Genomic DNA, 24,963 nt, shown 5'->3' with positions numbered 1-24,963 from the left:
TTCAACCGTTGGTAACCGCCTCCGAAAGGAGGCGCTGAACATGCAGAAGTCAGCAGAGGCCATATTACCTGAGTAGAGGACGCTCGAATAGGGAAGGGCTGAACATCAAGTCAGCATGCAATCCATGTATTTTGTCACGATACGCCGAAGCAGAATTCCATCAAGGAACTACTTTTGAAGAGCAGGGGTGAAGCCCCGAGGGTACAAAAGAGGGCTGAGTATCGTACAGCAAACACGGAACCCGCATGTGCGAAGAAAGGAATATCGTCATGGATTTGCTGGAGAAAGTTTTATCACGGGAAAACTTACGGATGGCACTCCAAAGAGTGGAGGCAAACAAAGGTGTCGGTGGAGTCGATGGTGTTTCAACCGAACAACTACGCGACTATCTACGTGAACACTGGCAAACAATCCGTGAGAAATTGGAAAGAGGAACCTATCGACCTTCACCTGTCCGCAGAGTCGAAATCCCGAAACCTGACGGAGGCGTAAGGTTATTAGGTATTCCCACCGTGGTGGACCGTTTCATTCAGCAGGCCATCCTCCAAGTATTAACACCGATCTTTGACCCCACCTTCTCGGAATCCAGTTACGGGTTCCGTCCAAGACGTAGCGCCCACATGGCGGTAAGGAAAGCGCAAGCGTATATCTCCGAAGGATACCGATTTGTGGTAGACATCGATCTGGAGAAATTCTTTGATCGAGTCAACCATGATATCCTGATGAGCCGCGTGGCTCGTAAAGTCCAAGATAAGCGCATTCTAAAGCTGATTCGATCTTATCTAAACGCAGGTGTCATGATAAATGGAATCTGCACATCCTCAAGTGAAGGAACACCGCAAGGTGGGCCGCTAAGCCCACTATTAGCAAACATCCTGCTTGATGATCTGGATAAGGTACTAGAAAAGAGGGGACACCGCTTCTGCCGTTATGCAGACGATTGCAACGTTTACGTGAAAACAAAACGAGCAGGGGAACGAGTTAAGGAAAGCATGAAAAACTACTTGGAGAAGGTGCTTAGGCTAAAAGTAAATGAGGAGAAAAGTGCGGTAGAACGACCGTGGAAACGTAAATTCCTTGGTTTCAGTTTTACTTTCGTAAAACAGACAAGGGTTCGTATCCATCCAAAATCCCTTCTTAAGTTAAAAGAGAAAATCCGTACGATCACAAATCCTGTGTGGAGCATCTCGATTGAGGAACGGATTGAAAGGTTGAACCAGTATCTTATGGGTTGGATTGGATATTTTGCCCTTGCAGACGCAAAGGGAATCTTACAATCCATTGAGGAATGGACAAGACGCAGGCTCCGCCTTTGCTTGTGGACGCAGTGGAAACGAGTGAGAACCAGATATCGAGCACTCCGTTCCCTTGGCATTTCACATATAAAAGCAATCGAAATTGCAAACACCCGTAAGGGTGCATGGCGTACCACAAAGACCCCTCATATGCATAAAGCCCTCGGTATTGCCTATTGGCAACAACAAGGGCTGAAGAGCCTAGTACAACGATACTTTGAAACTCGTCAAGCTTGATGAACCGCCGTATACCGAACGGTACGTACGGTGGTGTGAGAGGACGGGGGTTAGTCACCCCCTCCTACTCGATTTAACAATATACTGGTGGAATATTCCCTTCCAAGAATCGAAGCTTGAATGTAGTATTGAAATTTAGTTATACTATAAAAAATTTAATTTATTAAAAAATTAAGGAGACATCATGAGAGAACTAACCAAGAGAGAAACCCTTACTGTAGGTTTGATGTTATTCGCTCTATTCTTTGGAGCCGGCAATATGATTTTTCCGCCTGCATTGGGACAGGCTTCAGGTACAAGCTTTTGGATTGCGATCATCGGTTTTATTATTACGGGTGTAGGGCTTCCTTTGCTGGGCGTGATCGCAGTCGGTCTTGGCGGCGGGAACCTGCAGACGCTGGCCGGTAGAGTGCATCCGGTGTTTGCCATCATTTTTACCTTTATCGTCTACCTGGCGATTGGACCGTTTTTGGCTATCCCCCGTACGGCGACGGTAACGTATGAGATGGGTGTCCTGCCGTTTTTGTCCGAGAGCGCAAAAGCAAGCTGGGTTCCCTTGCTGCTGACAACCGTGATCTATTTTGCCATCACCTTCTGGCTTTCCCTGAATCCGTCCAAGCTGGTTGATCGGATCGGAAAAATCCTTACGCCTGCGCTGCTTGTCATCATTGCCTTCATGTTTATCGGATCGCTGGTCAAACCCGTGGGAGAAATCGGGCAGCCGACAGGAGCATACCTGGAATCCTCGCCATTTGTGAAAGGATTTCTGGAAGGATATCTGACGCTGGATGCCCTGGCAGCGATGGTCTTCGGGATTGTCGTTACGGTGGCCGTACAGGCGAGCGGAGTTACAAATCCGCGAAAAATTACGATTTCTACGATCAAGGCTGCTATCATTGCCGCGATTGGTTTAGGATTGGTCTATCTGGCACTGGGATATATGGGTGCGACGAGCATCGGGCTTGGTCAATCTGAAAATGGCGGGCAAATCTTGACAGGCATGGTGCATCATCTGTTCGGCGGCGGTGGAACGGTCGTACTGGGCTTGGCTGTGATGCTGGCCTGCTTGACGACATCGGTCGGATTGGTGACGGCATGCGGACGCTTTTTCTCCAGCCAAATTCCAGGCATCTCCTACCGTGCCATGATCCTGATTCTTAGCGTGTTCAGTGCAGCGATAGCCAACGTGGGCCTGACGCAATTAATTGCCTATTCCGTACCTGTTCTGATGGCTATCTATCCGATCGCGATTGTTCTGATGCTGGTCTCTTTTTTTGACAAGCTCTTCCGTGGGTACAGGTCCGTCTATATCGGGGCCATTTTCCTTACAGCCCTGATCAGTCTCGTGGAGGGAGCGTCGATGCTGGGCTTGCCGGTAGAGGGCATCACCTCTGTCTACAAGAATTTGCCGCTGTTCAATCAGGGAGTGGGGTGGATTGTCCCTGCTGTTGTAGGTGCAGTACTTGGTTGGATCTGGGGGGCTATCCGAGAGGTTCCTCGTGTGAAATAACTGGAAATGTCGACAAAGCAAAGGTTGGTCTATTCAGCCTTTGCTTTGTTTTTCTTTTTCTATAGAACAAAATCTTCAGGACTTCTACCCGTCCACAAGTACGGCTATCTATGTTAACATAGAAAAGTTAGAACCTCTGGACAAAGTCGCGGAAATAAACGATGGCTATCACGAGAGACTGCATAAGAACTGGGCGCGAGCCTGGTTTTTTGGATAAAGGAGGTTGTGGACAGTGAGCCAAACAAAGGTACTGGTCATCGATGACGATCCAAATGTGTGTGAGATCATCCGCTTGTACTTCACCAAGCAACAGATTGACCTCGTCGTTGCCCACAACGGCAAGCAGGGGATCGAGATGATGGAGGTCGAAAATCCGGACGTGATTGTCCTGGATGTGATGATGCCGGAGATGGATGGCTTTGAAACCTGTCGGGAGATTCGCAAAAAGTGGGATACTCCCATTATCATGCTGACAGCAAAAGATGAAGAATTTGACCGGGTCCTGGGGCTGGAGCTGGGAGCGGACGACTATGTGACGAAGCCGTTTAGTCCGCGCGAGCTGGTCGCTCGGATTCGTGCCATATTGCGGCGCATGCAGCCAAAAGCCAAAGTGGAGGAAGATGCTGCGACGGTGATGTCATTTGACCAGTTGACGATCGATATTGACAAGCGCGAAGTCATCGCGGCAGGAGAGAAGATCAACTTCCGCCCGAAGGAATTTGACTTGCTCGTCCAACTTGCGAAGTCGCCTGGAAGTGTCCTTTCACGAGAGCAATTGCTCGAACAGGTATGGGGTTTTGACTATTTTGGCGATGTTCGCACCATTGACGTGCATATTAAGAAAATACGCCAGCGTCTGGAGAAGCTCCCGTACGAGTGCATCCACACGGTCTGGGGAATTGGCTATAAATTCGGGGTGGAAGATTGATGCTGGGGATGTCGAAAAGTATTTTCCGCCGTTTGTTGTTTAGTTTTCTCGCCACGGTCCTGCTCGGATTGGGCGTATCTGGAATCATGATCTCTATGTCAGCGCGAGAATACTTCTATGACGCCAAAAAAGAAGAATTGCTGCGTATGGCAAAAAATGTAAATGCTGCAATTCTGGAGCGCCCCCGTGTGGACAAAAAGCTGTTGGATATTTTGGAGGAGAAGGACAAGACCTACGACACGCGCATCTGGCTGTTCAACCAGGAAGGAAAGATTGTCGCCACGTCGATGAAGGATGAAGTGTTCACAGGCAAGTCCGTAGCGGTCTCCATCGCAGATAATGTGCTGCATGGGAAAAATGCCGTAACAGAGCTGCAGATCGAAGGATTGGACGATCCGATGCTCTCGGTCTCTGTCCCTTGGGGAGAAGGGGAGAAGATCTACGGCGGCATCATTTTGCACGCCCCGTTGGAAGGAATCGAGCGCACCTTCGCCCAGATGCGCGAGACGATTCTGTGGGCGACGCTTTTCGGGGTATTGCTGTCGACAGCAATGGTCTCCTATCTCTCCTGGTCGATTTCCCGGCCCCTGCGGACGATTGAAAGGACTGCTGCCGAGATCGGGCGGGGCAACTATGCGGAGCGGGTGCAAGTCCACACCTCGGATGAGATCAATGATTTGGCGCAGACGATCAATACCATGGCTGAAAAGCTGGAGAAGGTGGAGCAGGAGCGCCATCATCTGGAGCAGGTGCGAAATGATTTTCTCGCCAATGTATCGCATGAGCTGCGTACGCCTTTGACTGCCGTGCAGGGCTTTTTGGAAGCCTTGCAGGACGGTTTGGTAGAAGAGGAGGAAGCACGCCAGAAATATTATGCGGTGATGTATTCCGAGACCATGCAGATCAATCGCCTGGTCGATGATCTGATGGATTTGATGAAGCTGGAGAACAATGAAGTTACGCTTGCCAAGTTCCCTGTGGATGTCAAGGAGCTGTTGGGCAAGATCGCGTTTTCGTTCCATCCTGAGGCGGAAGAGAAGGGAATACGTATGGAGGTCGACGTGCCGGATGAATTGCCGAAAATCTATGCGGATCGGGATCGGGTGGCGCAGATTATCAAAAATCTGGTCAAAAACGCGTTGAAGTTCACCGAGGAAGGTGAGATCCGCCTGTCGGCGACCGCTGAGGAGCAGTATGTGCGGATTCGTGTGACAGATACCGGGGTCGGAATATCAGCTGATGATCTGAACCGGATATGGGAGCGGTTTTTCAAAGTGGATCGCGGCCGTTCCAAGAAGAACAAGGGAACAGGACTGGGGCTGGCAATCGTCAAGGAATTGGTCGAGCTGCATGACGGAAAATGCAGTGTAGAAAGCGTTCCGGGCGAGGGCAGCACCTTTACCGTCTGGCTTCCGACTGTCGCGTTTTACCGGCCGATGACCTGACCCATTGGGGAAGGTCATCATTTTTTCATATTTTGATCATGCTTTTTTCCAATTTGGCACACAGATTGGTTACCTTTACCCTTTACTATGGTAGTTGTGACGGTGAGACGGTCACTATGCTAAAGATTGAAAGGGGTAAATAAAGATGAATAAAAAATGGTTTTCACTCGCAGCGGTTGCACTGTTGTTGTCCGGTAGCTTGGTAGCTTGCTCCAGCGGAGAAACTCCAGAGCCAGCAACTCAACAAGAACAAGGTACTACCGAATCCACTCCTTCTGATGCACCAGCTTCTACTGAAGCACCTGCATCCACAGATGCTTCTACTGATGCTCCTGCATCCGCAGATGCTCCTACTGAAGCACCTGCAGCTGATGCACCAGCGGCTGACGCACCTGCTACAGATTCTGCTGACGCACCAGCATCCAGCGATGCACCTGCAGCAGATTCCGCTGAAACACCTGCTTCTAACTAATCCGTAATACGTCCATTACGGTGTAGTCGAGTTGAACGTTTGTACTCCTCTACTTCCCTCCCGGGTTCACATAGATCAGGGTTGCCCTATTGTAAGCGTAGGGCAACCCCTCTTTTTTTTCTTAGGAAGACCGCAGATTGGACAACAAGACCCCGAGAAATATGAAGAATGCCCCTGCGAAAAATCCCACACCGAGATATTCACCTAGCAGCAGCCAGCCCAGGAAAGCTCCGACGATGGGCTGGACAAAGAAAAATCCGGCTCCGCTCCCCGCTCGCATCCATTCGAACCCTTTGTTCCACAGATAAAAGGCTCCGGCAGTCGAGATGATGCCGATATACAGCACTCCCATCCAGATTTGCCAGCTCCACTCCCAGGATACCGGAGTGACGGCCAGCTCCCAGACAGACAGCGGCCAGGAAAAAATCAGGCCAAAAAAGGCGGCATAGGTCGTGACAGTGAGTGAAGAGTATTTCTGTGTCGCCTTTTTGCTCAGCACCGTATACAGACCCCAGCTCAGCGCTGCGACGAGCAGGATCAGATTGCCGATCCAGGACGTATGCGTATCCGTTTCACTCGGGACGCCGATGACGATCATCACCCCGACTGTAGCCAGCAGGATGCCAGCCGTCTGCTGCCATCTGATCCGCTCCTTCAGGATCCAGATGGCAAAAAGGGCGATGAAGGCAGGGGAAGCAGAGGTAATCAACGCCCCCATATGGGCCGATGACAGCTTGGTCCCTAGAAACTGCGCGGCGATGGAGATTGTCACGCCGACAAACGCGATGGCCATCAGCAGCGGAGCATCCTTTTTGGCGATGTATTCCCTGCGAGCGACGACAAAAGCGCCCAGTACGATCAAGGCGATGCCGAAGCGAATGATCAGCAGAGTAAAAGGCGGGATGACATCCAGGACGACTTTGCTTACGACGTAGACACCGCCCCAGATCGCCGCTGCGAGAGTAAGACAGATTGCGCCAAACAACTGCTTTTTCCAATGTACATTCTTCATAGGTAAGACCCCTCCCGGAAATCGATTGAACATGCGATTTCACAGCCGGGGGGATCGTCATGCCAACGCTCCCTCACCGGCTAGGCGAGAGCGGGCACATCACATTCAAAGCGTGGAGCGCACATCGTGGTTCACCTCCCTGCGTATTTGCGAATCAGTCCGATCTGACCTGTGTGGTATCCCATATGATAAGTCAAGCGTCCCAACGCTTCTCGCGGGGTCAGCTTGCCGATCGGCGCTTCACAGGGAATGTCCCAATCCTTTTCCGGCAGGGACTGGAGCGCATGCAACAAGTGCTGGTAGGCTTGATCCCGAAAGCGAAGCAACGGCTCAAGCTCTGTGTAGATGCCCTCATCCTTGACCGGACCGATGGTGGCAAGGGTTACGTCTTCAGGGAGAGGGGTTTGGAAGAACATCTGGCTGAAGCGGTACTCCACCTCTGCTAGATGTCGAATGAGAAAACCGATAGAGTTGGAGCCAGGGGCCAATTTCCAGGAAAGCTGATTTTCCTCCAGGCCACTCATCGTGTCCATATAACGGGAACGGGCTGTCTGAAAAGCGGGCAGCAGCATTTGCTCGAACATTATGATCCCTTCTTTCTGCTTTCTTCCATTCAAAATGCGGTTCTATCTCCTATTATACGGAAAATTGGCAAAATAGGCAGTCTCAGAAGTGCGAATATTGCGAATGAGCATTCACTCAGTCGTGGTTACACGGTATACTAGGGAGAAAGACGAGGAGGGATGGAGATGGTACATACATTCGACTTGACGGTCCGTTCCACGGATATTGATGTGATCGGGCATGTCAATAATGCCAAATACCTGGAGTACATGGAGTGGGCGAGGTTCGACTGGATCTGGAAGCTGGGCTTTACTTTCGATGAGATGAAGCGGCGTGGGGTCATGCCGGTTGTGGTGAATATCAACATCAATTATCGAAAAGAGCTGCGGCTGCTGGAAGAAGTGCAGGTGCGTACGACCGTTCTCAAGCAAGGAACGAAAAGCTTCGTCATCCGGCATGAACTATACAATCAAAAGGAAGAGCTGGTATCAGACGCCGATATCACGATGGTGATGATCGATGCACAGACCAGAAGCTCCATTCCACTTCCCCCGGAAATGACCGCCGCTTTGAAGGCGAGTCTAGCTTGACATTATTCTGACTGTATCGGAAAACGATCCGCAATTGCTTCCCGATACAGCAAGAATAAACGCTTCGGCTATACAATTGCCTTTCCTGTCGCGCGATCCGTTTAGTGGATGGCGCTCTTTTTAAACTGTCCGCCGCGCACATCGTGAATATTGCCGACAGCCAGGAAAGCAGAAGGGTCCAGCTCTTCTACAATCAGCTTCAGCTTTGCTTCCTCCAGACGAGTGATGACGCAAAACACGACTTTTTTGTCATCGCCGGAGTATCCGCCTTCGCCCTTCAGATAGGTGATTCCGCGACCCAAGCGTGCAGAGATGGCATCGCCGATCTCTTTGTAGTTGTCGCTGATGATCCAGACGGATTTGGATTCCTGAAAGCCATCAATGGTCAGGTCGATCATCTTGAACGCAATGTAGTAGGCGATCAGCGAGTACATCGCGTGATTCCAGCCAAAGACGAAGCCGGCGCTGCTCAGGATAAACAGATTCATGAACATCACGATTTCCCCGACGGAGAAGGGGGACTTTTTGTTCATCAGGACAGCGACGATCTCTGTACCGTCAAGTGAACCTCCGTAGCGCAGGACGAGCCCGACACCGATACCCAGGATGATTCCGCCAAATACAGCAGCGAGGAGTGGATCATCGGTCAAGCTGGATACGGGATGAAGCAGAGAGGTTCCAATAGACATGACCGTGACGCCAAAAAGTGTGGAGATGGCAAAGGTTTTGCCCATGTGCTTATAGCCGATCAGCAGAAAGGGGAGATTCAGTACAAATAAAAATACGCCCAGCTTGATTCCTGTTAAATGCGAGGCGATAATCGAGATTCCCACAATTCCACCGTCAATAATCTGATTTGGAACCAAAAAAATTTCCAGCCCGACCGACACCAGTGTAGCCCCGATCAGGATAAAAAGAGCTCTTCTCAATAGTTTTGAAATAGGCAGCTTTTGATGACTGGTTTTGGATGTTGCTTGGTCCATTCGTAACCTCCTTAATATTTGAACTACTTCCATTATACCATTTCATGGTGGAAATTTAGCGCAGGAATCGCAACCAAAAGTGCGGGCAAGCATATTGACTGGAAATACCAGGATTGGTATGTTCGATCTGACGGAATAGTCAGAGGAGGAAGAAAAGGATGAACTCATTTCAGGCAGAGATCGAAATCACGGCGCCTCGGGACTGGGTATGGTGGGCTTGGACGCATAGCGAACGCATCACCAAATGGTTTGCCCCGCAAGCGAATCTGGAACCGCGGCTAGGCGGCGCTTTTGAATTGTTTTTCACCCCAGGCAATCACGATCAGATGGGGACCAAGGGTTGCATCATTACACTTTGGGAGCCGCAGGAACGTCTGGGCTTTACCTGGAAGGGGCCGGATGATTTCGCATCTGTGATGAATCATGAAAAAGCACTCACGTATGTCCTTGTCACGCTCTCGGAAAAAGAAGAAGGGACTCATGTCTTGGTGGAGCATTTTGGATGGGGCGAGACGGAAGAGTGGGAAAAGGCGAAGGCGTGGCACCAGATGGCTTGGCCCCAGGTACTCTCTAGCCTGAAAAAAGAGCTGGAATCCGGAAAAGGAGAGCTTTGCTGCGCTCCCTAGAATATTCATTACAAAATGAAGAGCCGTCCCTCGTGAGGACAGCTCTTTTTTATGTTGTCTATTCTTTTGTGGCGGCCACTTCGGAATCGCCTGCAGCCGGCTTCTCATCCATGTATTCGTCGGGCCCGATGATTCCGGCAGCGCGGTCCTGCTTTTCCAGCTCAAGCGCTTTGGGGACGGAAAGCCAGTAGGCGAGGGCGATGGCAATCGCACCAGCGCCGAATTTGCCGACGATGACTGGCAAGATAATATTCGGTTGGAAGTTCGCGGAGAAGGAGAGATGATCGCCCAGCAAAAACGCAGCACAGACGCCAAACGAGATGTTGATCACCTTATCCTTTGGCGGCATGAAGCGCACCAGACGGAACATGGCTAAAATATTGGCGATGGTTGCCAGCAGCCCGGCGCTGCCCGTGGGACTCAAGCCCAAGCGCTTGCCTACGGCTTCGAGCGGTTTGGATGCGTATTTGCGCAAGAGATAGACCATCGGGAAGGCCCCAGCGAGCATAATACCGATGTAGCCAGCCGTCTCCAGCGCGCGGTACTGATCCTGCGGGTCTGCGATGATCGGGTCGAAACCCCATGCGCCGAACATGGTGGTGAAAATCCCGGTAAAGTATTCAACGATCGAAAAGACGAGGACAAGCTTGATCCCAGCATCCATCGTCCTGCCGAAAATCATGAAGCCGCGAATCATCATATCAGGCAGAAAGCGAAGGCCCAATGCAATGGCAACGACAAACACCAGGATGGGAGACAGGTTCAGCAAAACTTGCCCGATTCCGATGGCGAAGGCGTAGGTCGACTCGCCGTTTGCGGTGATCTCGGTGCGTACATTCATCTGGGTCGCAACGAGAATGGCGCTCGTGATAAACGCGCCAATCGGCACAGTCAAAATACCCGACATGATGCCCAAGGCCATGTACTTGTGATCGCGTTTGTCCAGCATCGCCAAGCCCATCGGTATCGAAAAGACGATGGTAGCACCCGCCATGAATCCGACAATCATGGCCATGACCCAGCCTTCGATGGTGCTTTTCAAAATGCCGGCCAGTTGATACCCGCCCATGTCAGAAGCGAGGATGGCTGTGGCGGCGATAGCGGGGTCAGCCCCGATCTGATGAAAAAGAGGGGAGACCGCTTTTTCGACAAACCAGGAGATATAGGGAAGAGATGCCATAATTCCTGCGGCAGGAACAAAAATATATCCAGTAGAATGAATGCCCTCCATAAATTCCTTGCCGAGTCCTGTATCACTGTTGCGGATGGCAGCGACAGCGCCGATGACGGCACAGATCATGATAATGTAAATGATAACGCTTCCAATATACTCCACGTTCCAATCCCACCTTTGTGCAAGTTTTCCCCTGTATCGAGCTCCTGGACTACAAGTGATTTTGCAATGGCATGGTTTGCGTTCGGTCGTCCCCCTTTTGGTCAGGTAAACAAGGAAAGCGCTTAGGAGTCTCGCAAACGAGAGATACCTAAGCGCCTTTGCTTACTTGTATGTACTTGTGTCAGACAGGCGGTCGAAAGATAGACCTGGAATGATCCTTAAGCGCCATTGCTTAAGATTTATTATAAAGTGATTATATGGGGAGGACTTCCTAAAGTCAATGAATATTTCAGAATCTTCCTACAACCAAGGACGAGGGACAAATATAGAAAAAGCCCTGCCGAAGCAGGGCGTTTACTGTTATTTACAGTTTTACTACGTTCTCAGCTTGTGGGCCGCGGTTGCCTTCTACCACGTTGAATTCAACGCGTTGGCCTTCTTCCAGGGATTTGAAACCTTCGCCTTGAATTGCGCTGAAGTGAACGAATACATCGTTTCCGCCTTCAACTGCGATGAAGCCATAACCTTTTTCAGCGTTGAACCATTTTACTGTACCTGTTTGCATGGGTGTACCTCCAAAAAGATAAAATGAATATGCAACTTTTATTTGTTGAAAATAAAAATTCACACATTGGTAAAGGTTCGAACATACGTGTAAACCCTTACCAATATGTGAACGCTCGCAAACTCTTTAGTTGAGATCATCATATCACAGGCAAAAAGCAAATGCAATTAGAGAAAATGGAAATCCCAGTCCTCATCCTTCAGCACCCATTCGAATGGAGAGGGCGCATGAATAAAGGCGGACTGGGAAAGAGATCAGGAATAAACCTTGACGCGCTCATCCAGCGGCTGGAAGGATTTTTCACCCGGCTGCGCAGTCGGCTTGCCAAAAGGCATCTGTGCAATCAGCTTCCATGTCGACGGGACGTTCCAGGTCTGGGCCACTTCTGCATCGATCAGCGGATTGTAGTGCTGCAGCGAAGCCCCTAAGCCGGCATCTTCCAGCGCGGTCCAGACGACGAATTGCAGCATGCCTGAGGATTGCTGGGACCAGATCGGGAAATTTTCCTTGTAGAGTGCGAATTGGTTTTGCATATTTTCGATCACGCTTTGGTCTTCATAAAACAGGACGGTCCCGTAGCCGCTGCGAAACGAGTTCATTTTTTCCTCTGTGGGGCCAAATTTATCAGCATCCACAATTTTGCGCAGGGTTTCCTTGGTGATGTCCCACAGCTTGTCATGCTGTTGTCCCAACAAGAGAACGACTCGGGCGCTTTGCGAATTGAACGCGGAGGGAGTGTGCTGTACGGCGTGGTTGATCACTTCTTGGATTTGCTGGTCGGAGATCGGGCTTTCCTTGCTGATGGCGTAATAGCTGCGCCGGTTTTTGACGGCTGACAGAAAATCGCTTCCCATAAATGGCTGCCTCCTAGACGTAATTTCTTCCACTATCAGGATGGGTGTTTGTTCGTGGATTTATGCACGACAGTCAGGGAGATTGCTAAGGTTGTCAAACACTTTACAGAGTGCGAAAGTAGCGTTAACGTGGTAAGTGGAGTTTGCGGGAGAAGGGGAGTTTGCACAATGAATGCTGCACGAGGAGAAAAGCGTGTGCTGGTTGTCACATCTGTCGAAGCAGAGCGTGATGCCGTGTGGCGCGGACTGGGGGAGGACAGCCGTTTTGAAGTCATCATCGGCGGAGTTGGTCCGATGTCAGCGGCGGCACGGACAGCGCGCAAATTGGCAGAAAAGCCGTATGATGCGGTCGTATGCGCAGGGATCTGCGGCGGCTTTGTCCAGCGGGCAGGGATCGGATCAATCGTCGTTGCCAAGGAAATCATCTGTGCGGATCTGGGAGCAGAGACGGCGGAAGGATTCGTCAGCGTGGACAAGCTGGGGTTTGGCACAGCCCGCATCGAGGTGAACGCCGAATGGGCCATCGCCTTGACGGAGGCGGTGCAGCGCAGAGGGGTTTCGGCGATCTGTGCCCCCATTTTGACACTGTCGACGGTGACAGGTACTGCGCAAACGGCCGAGGAGCTGATTGCACGCGTGCCGGAGGCGGCTGCAGAAGCGATGGAGGGCTTCGGGGTCGCTACGGCAGCCGTAGACTTCGGCTTGCCCGTCATGGAATTGCGGGCTGTCTCCAACGCCATCGGACCGCGTGACAAGTCGGCTTGGCGAATCAAGGAAGCACTGGAAGCATTGGAGCGCGCAAGCTCCGGATTACGGGAGGTACTATCATGAAAATTGCTTTTTCACCATGTCCCAATGACACATTTGTCTTCCACGCCTGGGCGCACGGGTTGATCCCGGGAGCGCCGGAGCTGGACATTATGTATGCGGATATTGACATCACCAATACACTGGCAGCTCGCGTCGAGGGACCGGAAGTGATGAAAATTTCCTACGCGGCACTGCCCTATGTCTTGAAGGATTACGCGCTGATTCCGTGCGGAGGAGCGTTGGGGAGAGGCTGCGGGCCGCTGGGGCTGACACTCGGCGGCGGTCAGGACCCGTCTGCATTGGCAGGCAAGCGGGTGGCGGTGCCGAGTGAACGTTCCACGGCTTATCTCTTGTTCCGTTTGTGGGCGGCAAGACATGTGCCGGGCGGCTTTGGCGAGATTGTCGTCATGCCATTCCACGAGATCATGCCTGCTGCGCGAGACGGACGGATCGACGCAGGACTGGTCATCCACGAAGCGAGATTCACGTATCAAAATTACGGTCTGTCCCTGATGCAGGACTTGGGAAGCTGGTGGGAGAGCGACACGAACCTGCCGATTCCGCTCGGAGCGATCATCGCCCGCAGGCATATGGATCTCGAGGCGCTGACCCGTTGGACACGCGCTTCCGTGGAATATGCCTGGGCGCATCCTGACGCTTCCACCGACTATGTGATGCGCCACGCGCAGGAGCTGTCGCCGGAAGTGGCAAAAGCGCATATTGATCTGTATGTCAATGAATTCACCCGCAATCTCGGCGAGGAAGGCTTCGCAGCTATCACGGCTCTGCTGGGAAGAGCTGCCGATGAGGGGCTTGTACCCAAAATCGATCCGGCTGCACTGAGAATCGAATAGCAAAAATGAAAAAGGGGCGATGGATTCGCCCCTTTTTGATCTTATTTTTTATAGAACTTTTTAAGGACGGAGGATCAGGCAAAGCTGGTCGAGGAAAAAGGGAAAAAAAGCGCAAGGCATTTGGGATCTTGACCAAGCTGGAGCGGAAAAGGCGGAACACGCTTTCAGCGGACAACCCTGAAATACTTCTTCGAAGTCGGCTGCTTTTGGCCGCGGTTCCGCCTTTGGAGTGTAGCCGGCCAGGGATGACCCCCAGCAAAGATCCCAACCCGCCTAAAGCGTTTTTCCCTTTTTCCTCCGCTCCACCACAGCTGGACCACTACTCAATAAAAGCGAGCTTAGTTGCTGATAACGACGGAGTTGGAATAGCCATCCCAGCTTACTTTTGCTCCCAACGCTTCACTGACAAAACGGATGGGAACCATGGTTGTCTCATTGTTGTACAGAATGGCGGGCACGTCCATGAGAATGGGCTGCCCATTTTTATATGCCGTTTTGGAACCGATGGTCAGCTTGATGACGTCGTTGCCTCGAGTGGCTGTGACGCTTTGCGTCGCTTCATCCCAATCTACCTTCGCGCCAAACGCTTCAAAGACAGCGCGCATAGGAACGAGAACCCGCGAGTTGATTTTGACAGGCGGCTTGCTGTAATTCTGCAATTCTCCGTCGATGAAGACGATGATCTGTCCCGATGTATTCACCGTATAGAAGGTAGACAGTGATTGTGCATACTCTTGGCTTGCTGAATCGATGACTTCGATGTAGAGCGTGTAGCCCCCGGTAGTCAGATTGAGGTTGGAAATGAGCTGATTGACATTGGACGGATCGATGGACACGCGACGCACTTCGTTGCCCCAGGCATCCACTACCACCAGATAATATTCGTAAACTTGATAGGAACTGGACACTTTAAGTGTCACTTTAATCGTTCCGTTGCTGTTGATCGTGACATTCCCGGGAAATTGTGCTCCGCTTGGAATGGAGAACTCTACTTTTGGCGCAGAAATGACCCACTTGACACTTTCGGAATAAGTTTTGCTGCCGCCGTTTGTCATCTCGAGCTGGACGGTGTACGTACCCGCTGACAGAGACAAGCTTTTGGAGGATAGCGTCGGGTTCTTGGTTTGTACAGGAATCCGCTTGACGACTTGTCCATTTTCATTGAGTACGACGAGCGTAAACTTTGCCTTCTCGTATCCAGTGGTCAGGTTGATGACGATCTGGATCGAACCCTCAGAGATTTTCACATACCCGGGAAAAGCGCTCTCTTTGCTCTTGGTAAAATAGATGGATTCTTCTTCCGATTGCAGGGTGAATTTGCCGCATGCCTCTTCTGAGACGATAGGATCGATAAAATATTCGCCTGTGGTTTTCTTTTCTTTTGGTTGATAGTTTCGTACTTCCAGATACACTTTTGCATCGACTGACAGCTCGTCCAGCTCTTTATGGGAGATGCGGATTTCACCTGTCTTGACTTTGACTTGAATTTCTTGGCCTTGCAGATCGCTGGCTGTGACGGTTTCGGTTCTCTGCTTTGCTACGGTATTCACCGGGATGCGCCACTGCTCTCTTCCCCGCTTGTCCATAAAGACCAGTTGCATGTGTTCGAGATATTCCGGTTCAACCCGAACATAGGCGGACAGATTGCCGTCCGCATCGATAATGACTTCCTTCAACACGGGAGCTAAAGGATTGCGGGTGGCATAGCAAGAGGCCTTGGCACTGCTGATGCCGAGAGTGGACACAAAAAGTAGAATGATGCTTGCGAGGCTGATCCATTTTTGCAATCGGTTCATGGGTGTATGACTCCTTTATTAGATGAATTACTTGTTGTATCGGAATAAATACCTATGACGATTAGTAGAAAGTACCTAAAAAGAGAAGAACATTTCAGTGCCAGGAAATATTCTTCTCTTTTATTTGCTAACCAGCTACGATCAGTCCGCATGCCAGGCGTTTTCCGGAGTTTCCGGCCGGCTGGGTGCGGTAATCGTCGGGGTTTTGGTGGATAACGACTGTTTTTCCGATCACATCTGCCGCCCGGAAGCGATTGGTGAAGAAATTCATCCGAGCGTATCCGCTATTGGACAGGAGGACAGGCAGATCTCCTGCGTGATGAGGGTGGGGCTGGTTGGTAGGATTCCAGTGCTCGCCCGAGGCCTGAAAGGGATTGGTCGGATCGCCGATGGCGCAAGAGCCTTTGTCATGCACATGGAAGCCAAAAAAGGGGCCGACCGGCTGGTGGCCTTCATGGGAAGGAAGACCGCTCACTTCTACAAATACATCCGTGCCATAAGGGACGTCGGTAAACACCACAAAGCCTTGCAGATCGGGAGCCAGAGGACCGCCCTGAATCTCAGCGTAGGATTGGGTCGGTGCATAAGCATACGAGGAGGACACGAATCGCGGATCGTATCCATAAGCAGCAGGTACATACCAATTCATTCTTGTATTCACCCTTGTCATGAACATTTGATGGTACATCGTATGACATGGGTGGGCGCAGCGTGCTTGCCTACGTTTGGGAGGGTTTTGTGTCTCGTGCACAGAAAAGGAAGAGTCGAATGGAAGAGAGAGGCGGTTAGGGGGGCTGGGGATGAATTATCACGGATCGGATTTTTATGACAGGGATGAGAATTTTGCCAGGTATATGGAGCGCAGACAAGCTGAGGAAAACGCCAATGACACGCTGGAGAAGCCTGTCTTCCAAGAACTGCTGGGGAGCGTAGCAGGATTACGCATACTTGATGTCGGCTGTGGAGACGCGAGCTACGGGAGAGAGTTACTGGACCGAGGCTGTACGGCTTATCTGGGCTTGGAGGGATCTGGCAACATGGTGACGGCCGCACAAAAGTCGCTGGAGGGGGCCAACGGGAACGTCGTTCGAACCTGGATGGAGGAGTGGGATTATCCGCATGAAGCCTTTGACCGGGTGATCTCCCGTCTGGCGATTCATTATGTAGCGGATCTGGACCGTTTGCTGCACAACTTTTTCCAGACTTTGACGCCCGACGGCAAACTCATATTTTCTGTCGAGCATCCCGTCATTACGTCTACATTGCAGCCCTCAGGCATACGTACAAGCTGGGTAGTGGACCATTATTTCACAGAAGGCTACCGGGAGCAGCAATGGATGGGTGGGACTGTCTACAAGTACCACCGTTCCATTGAGACGTATTTCCTTGCATTGCAAAAAGCTGGTTTTGTCGTGGAGCACGTAAGAGAATCCAAGCCGCTACGCACGAATTTTCGCCAGGAGGAAACCTATCAACGCAGGATGAGGATTCCGCTGTTTCTCTTTTTTTCGGCTAAGAAAAGAAGGGAGAGGGATTAATCCCAGATGCGCACCGGCCTGACGGGAGCCTTCGAAAAGGAGAGTTCGTAGACGTCGGGATTGGTCAGCCGCTCCCATTCGGCATATCCTGTACGCTCGTCATAATGCTTGAGCAGCAAGGAGAGCAGATTGCCATGGGTAGCCAGGACGATGTTTCCGCTGCCGCTAGCGGTAACTTCTCCGATCACGCCGAGGGCGCGGTTCATCGCCATTCTGCTGGATTCACCACCTGCGAAGATCAGGTCCAGGTCGTCAAAGGTGCGCTGGAGCATGGAGCGCCAATCGGGATGGTTTTCGCCGCAAAGCACCCGCTCCGCCAGCCGCTCATCTGCATCGATCGGAAGACCAAGACGGTCCGCTAAAGGCTGTACGGATTGACGGGTGCGAAGAAATGGACTTGAGATGATTCTTGCAATCTCTTTTCCCTGCAAAAAGTCGGCGAGACGCTGGGCTTGTTCCTGTCCCGCCGTGGTCAAAGGGGCCGCAGCCTCCTGACCTTCGGCGCTGCAATGCCTGACCAAAAACAGCTTCATCCGATCACCTCATTTTTTCTTTCTCTTATTTGTTGACGATGTCGCCCCATTTGAGCTCGAGATTGCCCATTCCGTCAATAAAGACACCTTTGACACGATCATGCTTTACCCAGGAATTGGTATAGTAGAAGAGGGGAGCGATCGGCATTTCGTCCATCAGGATTTGCTCTGCCTGTGCGAGCAATTGATTCCGCTTCTGCGTGTTCATCTCCAGGGCCGATTGTTTTAACAGCGCTTGATAACGTTTATTTTCCCACCCGGTATCGTTGTTCCCGCCTGCACGGTCCCGGAAGATGCCCAAGAAGCTGATCGGATCGTTAAAATCCCCGAGCCATCCAGACCTGGAGATCTGATAGTCTCCCTTGTGCTGGTCTTTCAAAAATTGGGTCCACTCTTTGTCTTCTACCTTCACATCGATGTGAAACGCTTGTCGCCATTGTCCTGCGACTGCCTCTGCCAATTGCTTGTGTGATTCAGAGGTATTGTACGTGAGCGTGATAGGAGGCAGGGTAGCTAGGCCCAGCTCGTTCAAGCCTTCCTGCAGCAGTTTTTTGGCAGTCTCGGTATCGTTGTCCAAAAAATATGGTTCGGTGTGAACGGCCATCGATGGGGGAACGAAACCCAGTGCCGGCTCCTGATGACCTTGCCTGACCTGATCAATAATAAGCTGTCGATTGATGGCGTAAGAGAACGCCTTGCGAATCTTGACATTGTTGAAAGGAACCTGTTGAGTATTGAATTTGTACATATAGACTGCCGCAATCGTCCGGGTTCTGATCTTCCCCGCATCGGTCAAGCCGGGTATCGCTTGAGCGGGCAAGGTGCTGAGCGGGGCGCCTGCCCAGTCCAGTTCATCTTTTTCATAGAGAAACAACTCAGTATTCTCATCCGAGATCATGGAAAATTCCACGCGATCAAGCTTGACGGCATCCTTGTCCCAATACTGGTTGTTTTTTGCCAGAACCAGCTTTGTATAATGGTCCCATTGCTCGATTTTGAACGGACCGTTGCCCACATGGGTATCCGCGTTTGACGCCCAGCGGGAATTGGCCTCGATCTGCGGCCGATAGACGGGATAATAGGTAGCAAAGGCAGTCAGCTCCGGGAAGTAGGAAGTCGGATGCTCAAGCTGCACGACAAGTGTTTTGTCATTGAGTGCCTTGACTCCGACCTCGTCTGCTGAGGCAAGGCCATTGTTGAATTTTTCGCCGTTTTTGAGATAGTACATCTGATAGGCATAGATGGATGCGGTCCTGGGATCGAGGACGCGTTTCCAGGCGTACTCAAAATCATGGGCCGTCACAGGCTCGCCATTGCTCCATTGGCTATCGCGCAAGTGGAAGGTATACGTGAGCCTGTCCGCTGAGACTTCCATTTTGTTCGCAACAGCCAACTGAGGCGTCCCATCGGTTCCGATGCGCGTCAAACCATCGAAGGTCGCACGAATGACGGCGGCCGACGTAGAATCCTCCGCGAAAGCAGGATCTGCTGTAGGCGGTTCAATCGACAGGTTCATTCGCAGCACTTTTTGTGCGGGTGGTTGTTCTGGTGGCGGTTCGGGTATCCTTCCCTGGTTGGATTGGCTGGAGGCGTTTTTCTCACAGCCCGTTATCGCTGCACTCATGCAGAGTACTATACACATCGCTATGAAAATCACTTTTCTCACGATGGGGTTCCCCCCTTTCGTAACTACTCTTACTATACCCATGTAAATATGTAGTGAAAATAATTGTCGTGAAGATTTAATTTTTGTTGATAATGTTTTAGATAAGGAGAGAGAAACGAATGAATATTCGAAGACTACAAGCAGCCGAATGTCCTCCGATGGAGCTGCTGTTATTGGCAGACCCATCCCGTACGCTGGTGGAAGAATATCTGAAAAGGGGAGAGTGCTATGTGGCGGAGCTAGAGGAGAGCATCGTGGGCACCTATGTGCTGCTGCCGACTCGTCCGGCGACGGTGGAGCTCGTCAATATCGCCGTGGCAGAACAGCATCAAGGAAGAGGGATTGGCAAGAAACTGGTGGAGCATGCGATCCAGCAGGGGAGAGAGGCCGGTTATCAAACGATGGAAATCGGCACTGGCAACTCCAGTGTGGGTCAGCTTGCTTTGTATCAAAAATGCGGTTTTCGCATGACGGGGGTCGACCGAGACTTCTTCCTGCGGCACTACGATGAGGCCATCTTCGAGAACGGAATTCAGGTGACAGACATGATCAGGCTTTCCCAGGACTTGTAATAGTCTTCAAGGCTAAGAGTGGAAATGAGAACAAGCATTCACTCCCACTCAGCATTTTACAGGGCTTTCCATGGTAAAAGCAACCTCTGCAATGACAGCCTGGACAACCGTTCTACGTCGTCACAGGCTGTATTCAACTGTAGAATTTGTATTGGTTTTTGCCTTTTTTCTTGGAATCGTACAAGGCTTGATCTGCCCGCTTGTACAGCATGTCAGGGTTCAGGCCGTGCTCAGGAAACAGCGCAATGCCGATGCTGACCGTTACTTTTTCACCGTCTAACTGAAATTCCTCCGCCGTCGACACCAGAATGGAATCAATCAGTTGTTGGGCTGTCTCTTCTGCTTCTGCCCGATCTGCTGAGGGCATGATCAGGACGAATTCGTCACCGCCAAGCCGGATCGGCGTATCCATGGGGCGAGCCACCTTGCGCAGGACAAGGGCTACACACTGCAATAAGTGATCGCCCATGTCATGGCCCAAATGGTCATTGACCAGCTTGAAATTGTCCAGATCGATCATCAACAGCGCTGATTGCTCATGCTTCTTGGAGATCGCCGCCTTCAGTCGTTCGTCAAAAGCCGCTCTGTTGTTCAGTCCAGTGAGGCTGTCGTGAAAGGCCAGGTACATCGGCCTTGCAACCCAACGCGATATAAGCGAGGAGAGAATGATTGTGATAATCAGAATAATCAAGAGCTGAATGATAAACTGGTTTCTGTGATCGTTCTGGATCTCTTGCAAATCCATGTCATGGTAGACGATTTCCAGTACCTTGTTCTTCGTAGTACCGTCATCATACTCCGATGTATAGTGGACGTATCTGTAGATGGCGGGTTCATTGTTCCACAAATCCTCGCATTCGATTGTCGTGCCTGTCTCCAGTGTTTTCTCGAACGCTTTTCTGCGTTCCGGGGGAAGCTTTCGTTGTATGGCCGAAGGATCTCCCAGTTTGTATCCGCCAATATTCAGGACATTGATTGCATAGATGGACTGTGATCTTTCAACGAGCTGGTCGATCGTGGAGAGAAAATTAAACTTGTGAAAGATATCCCCCTCTTGCAGAGAGTAGCCAAGCTGGATGATGTACTTTTTATCTGGTGTTGGCATGTAGCTGTATTTTTTGATGATGCCAGTCTTTTGTTCGAGATCCATCCCATCGTGGAAAAACTCGCCGTTGTTTCGGTATTCATCCAGCACCTTGGCCAATTTCCCGCAACAAGCATTGAAATCCATACCGATATCTTGCCTGAACGAGCTGTAGAGAATGACATTGTTGCTGTCGATGACGTAAACATCGAGTGAAAACCGGCGTTTGAGAGCGTCGAAGTCCCAGGTTTCAAAGGAGGGATTTTCCTCATACATGTCCAGGAGCTGGAGCGAGGTGTCTTTCATTTTGTGCGCAATGCTATCTCCAAACACATAGTAGGCTTTTTCGACGGTCTCCAATGCGTACTTGGCCAATTGTTCGTCCTGCTTAACCTGATTTTGCTTGTTCTCAATGGCGCGATCGCGCATCCGCAGGTAGTCGCTGGTCGTGATGGAGAAGGAAATCGTGAGGGCAAAGACAATCATGGTCATCGTCAATTTAAGTCGAAAACGGGCGTTCAACTGTTACACCTCGCTGCTTTAGGAAAAGGGGTAGGATGAATAAAGTCGAATAGAACTATTCCACGTTCGGACTAGTAATCCTTTTATTTCGACAAAAGTGTTGAAAGATGACGAAAAATGGAAAACCGACCCGTTTGCAGAAGCAAACAGATCGGTTTGAAAGGAAACGAATGTGTGCATCTCAGGTCCTCATTAAGGTTGGAAGCCAGGTGGCGATCGGCGGAAAGATCATGATGATGGCGACTAACAGCAGGTCCAGGCAGATAAATGGGAAGGCTGCCGCGTAGACTTGCCCCATTTTGACCCCTTTGGGTGCGACGGCTTTCATCACGAACAGTCCGGTTCCAAACGGTGGAGAGATCGTTCCGATTTCAATCGTGATCAACAGCATGGCGGCGAACCAAAGCAAATCGATGCCCAGCGTATTGGCGATCGGGATAAAGATCGGCAGGCACACCATGAGTATGGAAAGAGATTCCATGAAGGAGCCGAGCAAAAGCACGATCAAAAGCATGCCGATCACGAGCAATGTCACTGATACATCGAGGCTGGCAATCATGCGAACCAGTTCACTGGTCGCCCCGGAAAAGGACAGGATTTGGCTAAAACCCGTCGATCCGGCAATAATCATCAGCATCATGGCGGAAATCTTGAGTGTGCCGATCAACGCCAGCTTCAGCGTATGGAAATTCAACTGCTTGTAGTAGGCAGCGAGCAGCAGACTGCCGATCGAGCCCATCGCAGCTGCTTCGGTCGGAGTAGCAACGCCTAAGAACATCAATCCCACGACGAGGAAGATAATCAGGGATAAAGGAAAGATGTAGACGACGGTTGCCTTGATTTTTTCCGAGAGTGGAATGGACGCGACATCATAGTTCGGTGCCAGCTCGGGTTGAAGCTTGGCCCGGATGATAATATACAGTCCGAACAATATCGCCATCAGGACACCGGGCAAGATGATCGCGATCATAAACGCGCCGATGGAGATTTGTCCCATCGAAGCGAGCAGAACGCCCAAAGCGCTTGGCGGGATCAAGGCAGCCAAGGTTCCGCTGCCGAGAATCGGCCCGATCGACATCTGGTTTTTGTACTGACGCCGCTCCATCTCCGGGACGAGCGTGGAGCCGAGCATCGAGGTGCTCGCCATCGTCGAACCTGTCAGGGTAGAGATCAGGGTTCCTCCCGTCACAGCGAGCAAACTCAATCGCCCCGGAACTTTTCCAAACCACTTGTCGAGGGTATCGATCATCCTCGGGGCGATGCCCGTATGGAACATGATTTCGCCCATCAGGATAAAAAGCGGAATCGGGGCCAGCGCAAAGGTGGCGAGAGAGCTTTCGATGCTTCCCATCAATTGTCGAAGTCCCACTTCTCCGCCCCAGAGAAAAATGGCTGCTACGATATTGATCGCGAGGAAAGAAAAGGCCACTGGTACGCGCAGAATCATCAAAGCAAGCAAACTGAAAAAGATCAGTAAGAGAATGTGCCACCAGTCCACGATCATCCCTCCTTTATTCCTTGTTCTTTGGTGAACAGAGATGGTGAATCCGGGGTTATGACGATATCCTCATCCTGTTTTTTGCGGGCGAGGGTTGCCAGGTACAGCTTGCGTGCGAATTCCAGAGCAAGCAGCAGCGAGCCGATCGGAATGATCACGATTACGTACAGCTTGGGTATCGCGATCACCGACATGCTGCGAATATCGCGGACGTAGTGATCAATCGAGACCAGCGTGCCGTACCAGAACAGCACTGCGCTCACTGCAATGCCGATCAGCGCGACCAGCATGTCATTGTAGGCGCGCAATCGCGGGGACAGCATGCCCTCGATGATATCGACTGCGATGTGGCCGCTGCTGCGCGCCAGCCAAGCCCCCGCCAAAAAGGGCAGGTAGACCAGGATATAGGCATTCACCTCATCGACCCAAAGCAGCGGATAGTCGAAAAAGGTGCGGGAAATGACCTGGGCCCCGATGGAGAAGGTGGCAAACAGAAGCAGGATACAGGCGAGGACGGCAAACGCATTTTCGATGTTGTCGAGCCATCTGAAAAGGGTGTTCTTCACATTTTGTCACTCCTCTATGCGTCGGCTGGGCTCACGGATTGTATTTCAGCAGCTTCTTCAGCTCATTGACCTGATCGGGAACAGCTTTCTCCAGTACGCCCCATTTCTCTCTTTTTACGATTTCCTGGAACTTTTGGCTGTCCTCCGGGCTGAGCTTGATCAGCTCCACGCCTTTTTCTTGCAGGGTTTGTTTTTCTTTTTCGTTTTCCTTTTTGAAGTACTCGACCATTTCTGTTTCAAAATCCTTGGTCAGGGCGAGAAGCTTTTGTTGATTCTCTGACGAAAGCGACTCGAAAGCCTTGACGTTCATCAGGATGGTCGCGTTCTGGTTTAAAAAAGGCTCGTCGATCAGGTATTTGGTTACCTCTGTCCAGCCGTTCAGACGCGGTCCGAGGAGCGGAAAACCAAAGCCGTCTACCATTTTGCGTTCGAGAGACGTATAGACGTCGCCCGGGTTCACCTCCATCGGGACCATCTCCAGAGCCAGCATGACTTCGTGGTAAGTAGAGTTGGAGCGGAATTTGCTGCCTTTCAGCTCGTCCAGCGCCTGGATTTTCTTGTTGGTCCAGAAGTAGTAAGGAGACTCGCTCAGCCAGCGGCCCAGGTAGACCAGATTGTTTTGCTTGAAGCGATCAGACATGTAGTCAAAATAGCCGTTCTCCCGCTCTTCCGCCGGCGTGAAGGGAGAGAGGTTCAAAGAGTGCGATTCCGGCATGAGATGGCCGTAGTAGGAACTGACGTTGAAGCCGATATCGACAACCCCATTGCGCACGGCATCAAACTGATCGCCGACCGGCAGCGATTCGGGTCCGCCTACTACCCGTATGGTCACGGCGCCGTTCAATTCTTTTTCCACCTTTTCCTTCCACAGCGGAATCATGTCTTTGGGGAAGGGGTGATCCAGAGCCAAAAAGCTGACCAATTTCAGTTCCACGGGACCCGAGGACGAGCCTGCGGAACCTGCGGAGCTGGCGGGGCCGCTTGCAGAGTTCGAGCCACACCCGGCGAGGAGCAGCAAACAGCAGAGGAGGGACAGAAAAATACGTGGTCGCACAAATTTGAACATTCAGTCAATTCTCCCTTCGAAGTAAGTAGAAGTATAAAATG

At 51.2% G+C, this 24,963-nt stretch carries 25 protein-coding genes; 11 read left to right on the top strand and 14 right to left on the bottom strand.

Annotated features, from left to right (window positions below):
- The first annotated feature begins 269 nt into the window (after positions 1 to 269).
- The 5 genes from ltrA to T458_RS56430 all read left to right on the top strand — a co-directional run bounded on the left by ltrA (position 270) and on the right by T458_RS56430 (position 5,887).
- Positions 270 to 1,532 (top strand): group II intron reverse transcriptase/maturase, encoded by a 1,263-nt coding sequence (gene ltrA, locus T458_RS38140; protein ID WP_023556301.1) that lies wholly within the window; start codon positions 270 to 272, stop codon positions 1,530 to 1,532.
- A gap of 184 nt (positions 1,533 to 1,716) precedes the next feature.
- Positions 1,717 to 3,042, top strand: coding sequence for a branched-chain amino acid transport system II carrier protein (brnQ, locus tag T458_RS38135; protein WP_023556300.1), 1,326 nt, complete (start codon positions 1,717 to 1,719; stop codon positions 3,040 to 3,042).
- A 232-nt stretch (positions 3,043 to 3,274) separates the two neighbouring features.
- Positions 3,275 to 3,970, top strand: coding sequence for a response regulator transcription factor (locus T458_RS38130; protein WP_023556299.1), 696 nt, complete (start codon positions 3,275 to 3,277; stop codon positions 3,968 to 3,970).
- A complete protein-coding gene (locus T458_RS38125; RefSeq protein ID WP_023556298.1) occupies positions 3,970 to 5,415 on the top strand; it encodes a sensor histidine kinase in 1,446 nt (481 codons plus the stop codon). The genes T458_RS38130 and T458_RS38125 overlap by 1 nt, the downstream gene beginning before the upstream one ends.
- 145 nt (positions 5,416 to 5,560) lie before the next feature.
- Positions 5,561 to 5,887: a hypothetical protein gene (locus T458_RS56430; RefSeq protein ID WP_084567940.1), complete on the top strand. Its 327-nt coding sequence runs from the start codon at positions 5,561 to 5,563 to the stop codon at positions 5,885 to 5,887.
- Between the two features lie 121 nt (positions 5,888 to 6,008).
- Here the strand turns inward: T458_RS56430 and T458_RS38115 are convergent, their stop codons facing one another.
- Positions 6,009 to 6,899, bottom strand: coding sequence for a DMT family transporter (locus tag T458_RS38115; protein ID WP_023556296.1), 891 nt, complete (start codon positions 6,897 to 6,899; stop codon positions 6,009 to 6,011).
- Positions 6,900 to 7,030: 131 nt separating this feature from the next.
- Positions 7,031 to 7,483: a DinB family protein gene (locus T458_RS38110; RefSeq protein ID WP_031305615.1), complete on the bottom strand. Its 453-nt coding sequence runs from the start codon at positions 7,481 to 7,483 to the stop codon at positions 7,031 to 7,033.
- A gap of 165 nt (positions 7,484 to 7,648) precedes the next feature.
- Here T458_RS38110 and T458_RS38105 point away from each other — a divergent pair, with 165 nt between their 5' ends.
- On the top strand, positions 7,649 to 8,053 hold the full coding sequence (locus tag T458_RS38105; RefSeq protein ID WP_023556294.1) for an acyl-CoA thioesterase: 405 nt from the start codon (positions 7,649 to 7,651) through the stop codon (positions 8,051 to 8,053).
- A 101-nt stretch (positions 8,054 to 8,154) separates the two neighbouring features.
- Here T458_RS38105 and T458_RS38100 read toward each other — a convergent pair whose 3' ends face one another.
- Positions 8,155 to 9,036, bottom strand: a complete 882-nt coding sequence (locus T458_RS38100) for a YitT family protein (RefSeq protein WP_023556293.1) — start codon at positions 9,034 to 9,036, stop codon at positions 8,155 to 8,157.
- 158 nt (positions 9,037 to 9,194) lie between these two features.
- On the opposite strand from T458_RS38100, the gene T458_RS38095 reads away from it, so the two are divergent.
- The gene (locus tag T458_RS38095; RefSeq protein WP_023556292.1) at positions 9,195 to 9,662 is read left to right on the top strand and encodes an SRPBCC family protein; all 468 of its coding nucleotides are present in this window, start codon (positions 9,195 to 9,197) and stop codon (positions 9,660 to 9,662) included.
- A gap of 58 nt (positions 9,663 to 9,720) precedes the next feature.
- On the opposite strand, the gene eutH is transcribed toward T458_RS38095, so the two are convergent.
- The 3 genes from eutH to T458_RS38080 form a co-directional block, all read right to left on the bottom strand.
- Positions 9,721 to 10,998, bottom strand: coding sequence for an ethanolamine utilization protein EutH (gene eutH, locus T458_RS38090; RefSeq protein WP_023556291.1), 1,278 nt, complete (start codon positions 10,996 to 10,998; stop codon positions 9,721 to 9,723).
- A gap of 364 nt (positions 10,999 to 11,362) precedes the next feature.
- Complete coding sequence (locus T458_RS38085) at positions 11,363 to 11,563, bottom strand: cold-shock protein (RefSeq protein ID WP_023556290.1); 201 nt, start codon at positions 11,561 to 11,563, stop codon at positions 11,363 to 11,365.
- A 254-nt stretch (positions 11,564 to 11,817) separates the two neighbouring features.
- Positions 11,818 to 12,417, bottom strand: coding sequence for a nitroreductase family protein (locus T458_RS38080; RefSeq protein ID WP_023556289.1), 600 nt, complete (start codon positions 12,415 to 12,417; stop codon positions 11,818 to 11,820).
- 168 nt (positions 12,418 to 12,585) lie between these two features.
- On the opposite strand from T458_RS38080, the gene T458_RS38075 reads away from it, so the two are divergent.
- Together T458_RS38075 and T458_RS38070 are read left to right on the top strand one after the other, a co-directional pair.
- Entirely contained in the window at positions 12,586 to 13,248 is a 663-nt protein-coding gene (locus T458_RS38075) for a futalosine hydrolase (RefSeq protein ID WP_023556288.1), read from the top strand.
- Positions 13,245 to 14,081, top strand: coding sequence for a 1,4-dihydroxy-6-naphtoate synthase (locus T458_RS38070; protein ID WP_023556287.1), 837 nt, complete (start codon positions 13,245 to 13,247; stop codon positions 14,079 to 14,081). The genes T458_RS38075 and T458_RS38070 overlap by 4 nt, the downstream gene beginning before the upstream one ends.
- 338 nt (positions 14,082 to 14,419) lie before the next feature.
- Here T458_RS38070 and T458_RS56010 read toward each other — a convergent pair whose 3' ends face one another.
- Positions 14,420 to 15,877, bottom strand: coding sequence for a copper amine oxidase N-terminal domain-containing protein (locus T458_RS56010; RefSeq protein WP_023556286.1), 1,458 nt, complete (start codon positions 15,875 to 15,877; stop codon positions 14,420 to 14,422).
- A gap of 127 nt (positions 15,878 to 16,004) precedes the next feature.
- Entirely contained in the window at positions 16,005 to 16,526 is a 522-nt protein-coding gene (locus tag T458_RS38060) for a superoxide dismutase family protein (RefSeq protein WP_023556285.1), read from the bottom strand.
- A 151-nt stretch (positions 16,527 to 16,677) separates the two neighbouring features.
- On the opposite strand from T458_RS38060, the gene T458_RS38055 reads away from it, so the two are divergent.
- Positions 16,678 to 17,415: a class I SAM-dependent methyltransferase gene (locus tag T458_RS38055; RefSeq protein WP_023556284.1), complete on the top strand. Its 738-nt coding sequence runs from the start codon at positions 16,678 to 16,680 to the stop codon at positions 17,413 to 17,415.
- Here the strand turns inward: T458_RS38055 and T458_RS38050 are convergent.
- Entirely contained in the window at positions 17,412 to 17,948 is a 537-nt protein-coding gene (locus T458_RS38050) for a histidine phosphatase family protein (protein ID WP_023556283.1), read from the bottom strand. The two genes, T458_RS38055 and T458_RS38050, sit on opposite strands and share 4 nt — an antisense overlap.
- A 25-nt stretch (positions 17,949 to 17,973) precedes the next feature.
- Positions 17,974 to 19,614, bottom strand: a complete 1,641-nt coding sequence (locus T458_RS38045) for a peptide ABC transporter substrate-binding protein (protein ID WP_023556282.1) — start codon at positions 19,612 to 19,614, stop codon at positions 17,974 to 17,976.
- A gap of 119 nt (positions 19,615 to 19,733) precedes the next feature.
- On the opposite strand from T458_RS38045, the gene T458_RS38040 reads away from it, so the two are divergent.
- Positions 19,734 to 20,186 carry a GNAT family N-acetyltransferase gene (locus tag T458_RS38040; protein WP_023556281.1) on the top strand — a complete coding sequence of 151 codons (453 nt, stop codon included), beginning with the start codon at positions 19,734 to 19,736 and terminating at the stop codon, positions 20,184 to 20,186.
- 133 nt (positions 20,187 to 20,319) lie between these two features.
- Here T458_RS38040 and T458_RS38035 read toward each other — a convergent pair whose 3' ends face one another.
- From T458_RS38035 to dctP, 4 genes are all read right to left on the bottom strand, one after another.
- Positions 20,320 to 21,792 carry a GGDEF domain-containing protein gene (locus T458_RS38035; protein ID WP_023556280.1) on the bottom strand — a complete coding sequence of 491 codons (1,473 nt, stop codon included), beginning with the start codon at positions 21,790 to 21,792 and terminating at the stop codon, positions 20,320 to 20,322.
- 181 nt (positions 21,793 to 21,973) lie between these two features.
- Positions 21,974 to 23,290, bottom strand: coding sequence for a TRAP transporter large permease (locus T458_RS38030; RefSeq protein WP_031305614.1), 1,317 nt, complete (start codon positions 23,288 to 23,290; stop codon positions 21,974 to 21,976).
- Positions 23,291 to 23,292: 2 nt separating this feature from the next.
- The gene (locus T458_RS56005; protein ID WP_023556278.1) at positions 23,293 to 23,856 is read right to left on the bottom strand and encodes a TRAP transporter small permease; all 564 of its coding nucleotides are present in this window, start codon (positions 23,854 to 23,856) and stop codon (positions 23,293 to 23,295) included.
- Between the two features lie 31 nt (positions 23,857 to 23,887).
- Positions 23,888 to 24,922, bottom strand: a complete 1,035-nt coding sequence (gene dctP, locus T458_RS38025) for a TRAP transporter substrate-binding protein DctP (RefSeq protein WP_023556277.1) — start codon at positions 24,920 to 24,922, stop codon at positions 23,888 to 23,890.
- Between the last annotated feature and the right edge of the window lie 41 nt (positions 24,923 to 24,963).

Source organism: Brevibacillus panacihumi W25 (assembly GCF_000503775.1).
Taxonomy (GTDB): domain Bacteria; phylum Bacillota; class Bacilli; order Brevibacillales; family Brevibacillaceae; genus Brevibacillus; species Brevibacillus panacihumi_A.
The sequence above is the reverse complement of the archived record's forward strand: the minus strand, read 5'-3'. Positions and strand labels throughout refer to the sequence as shown.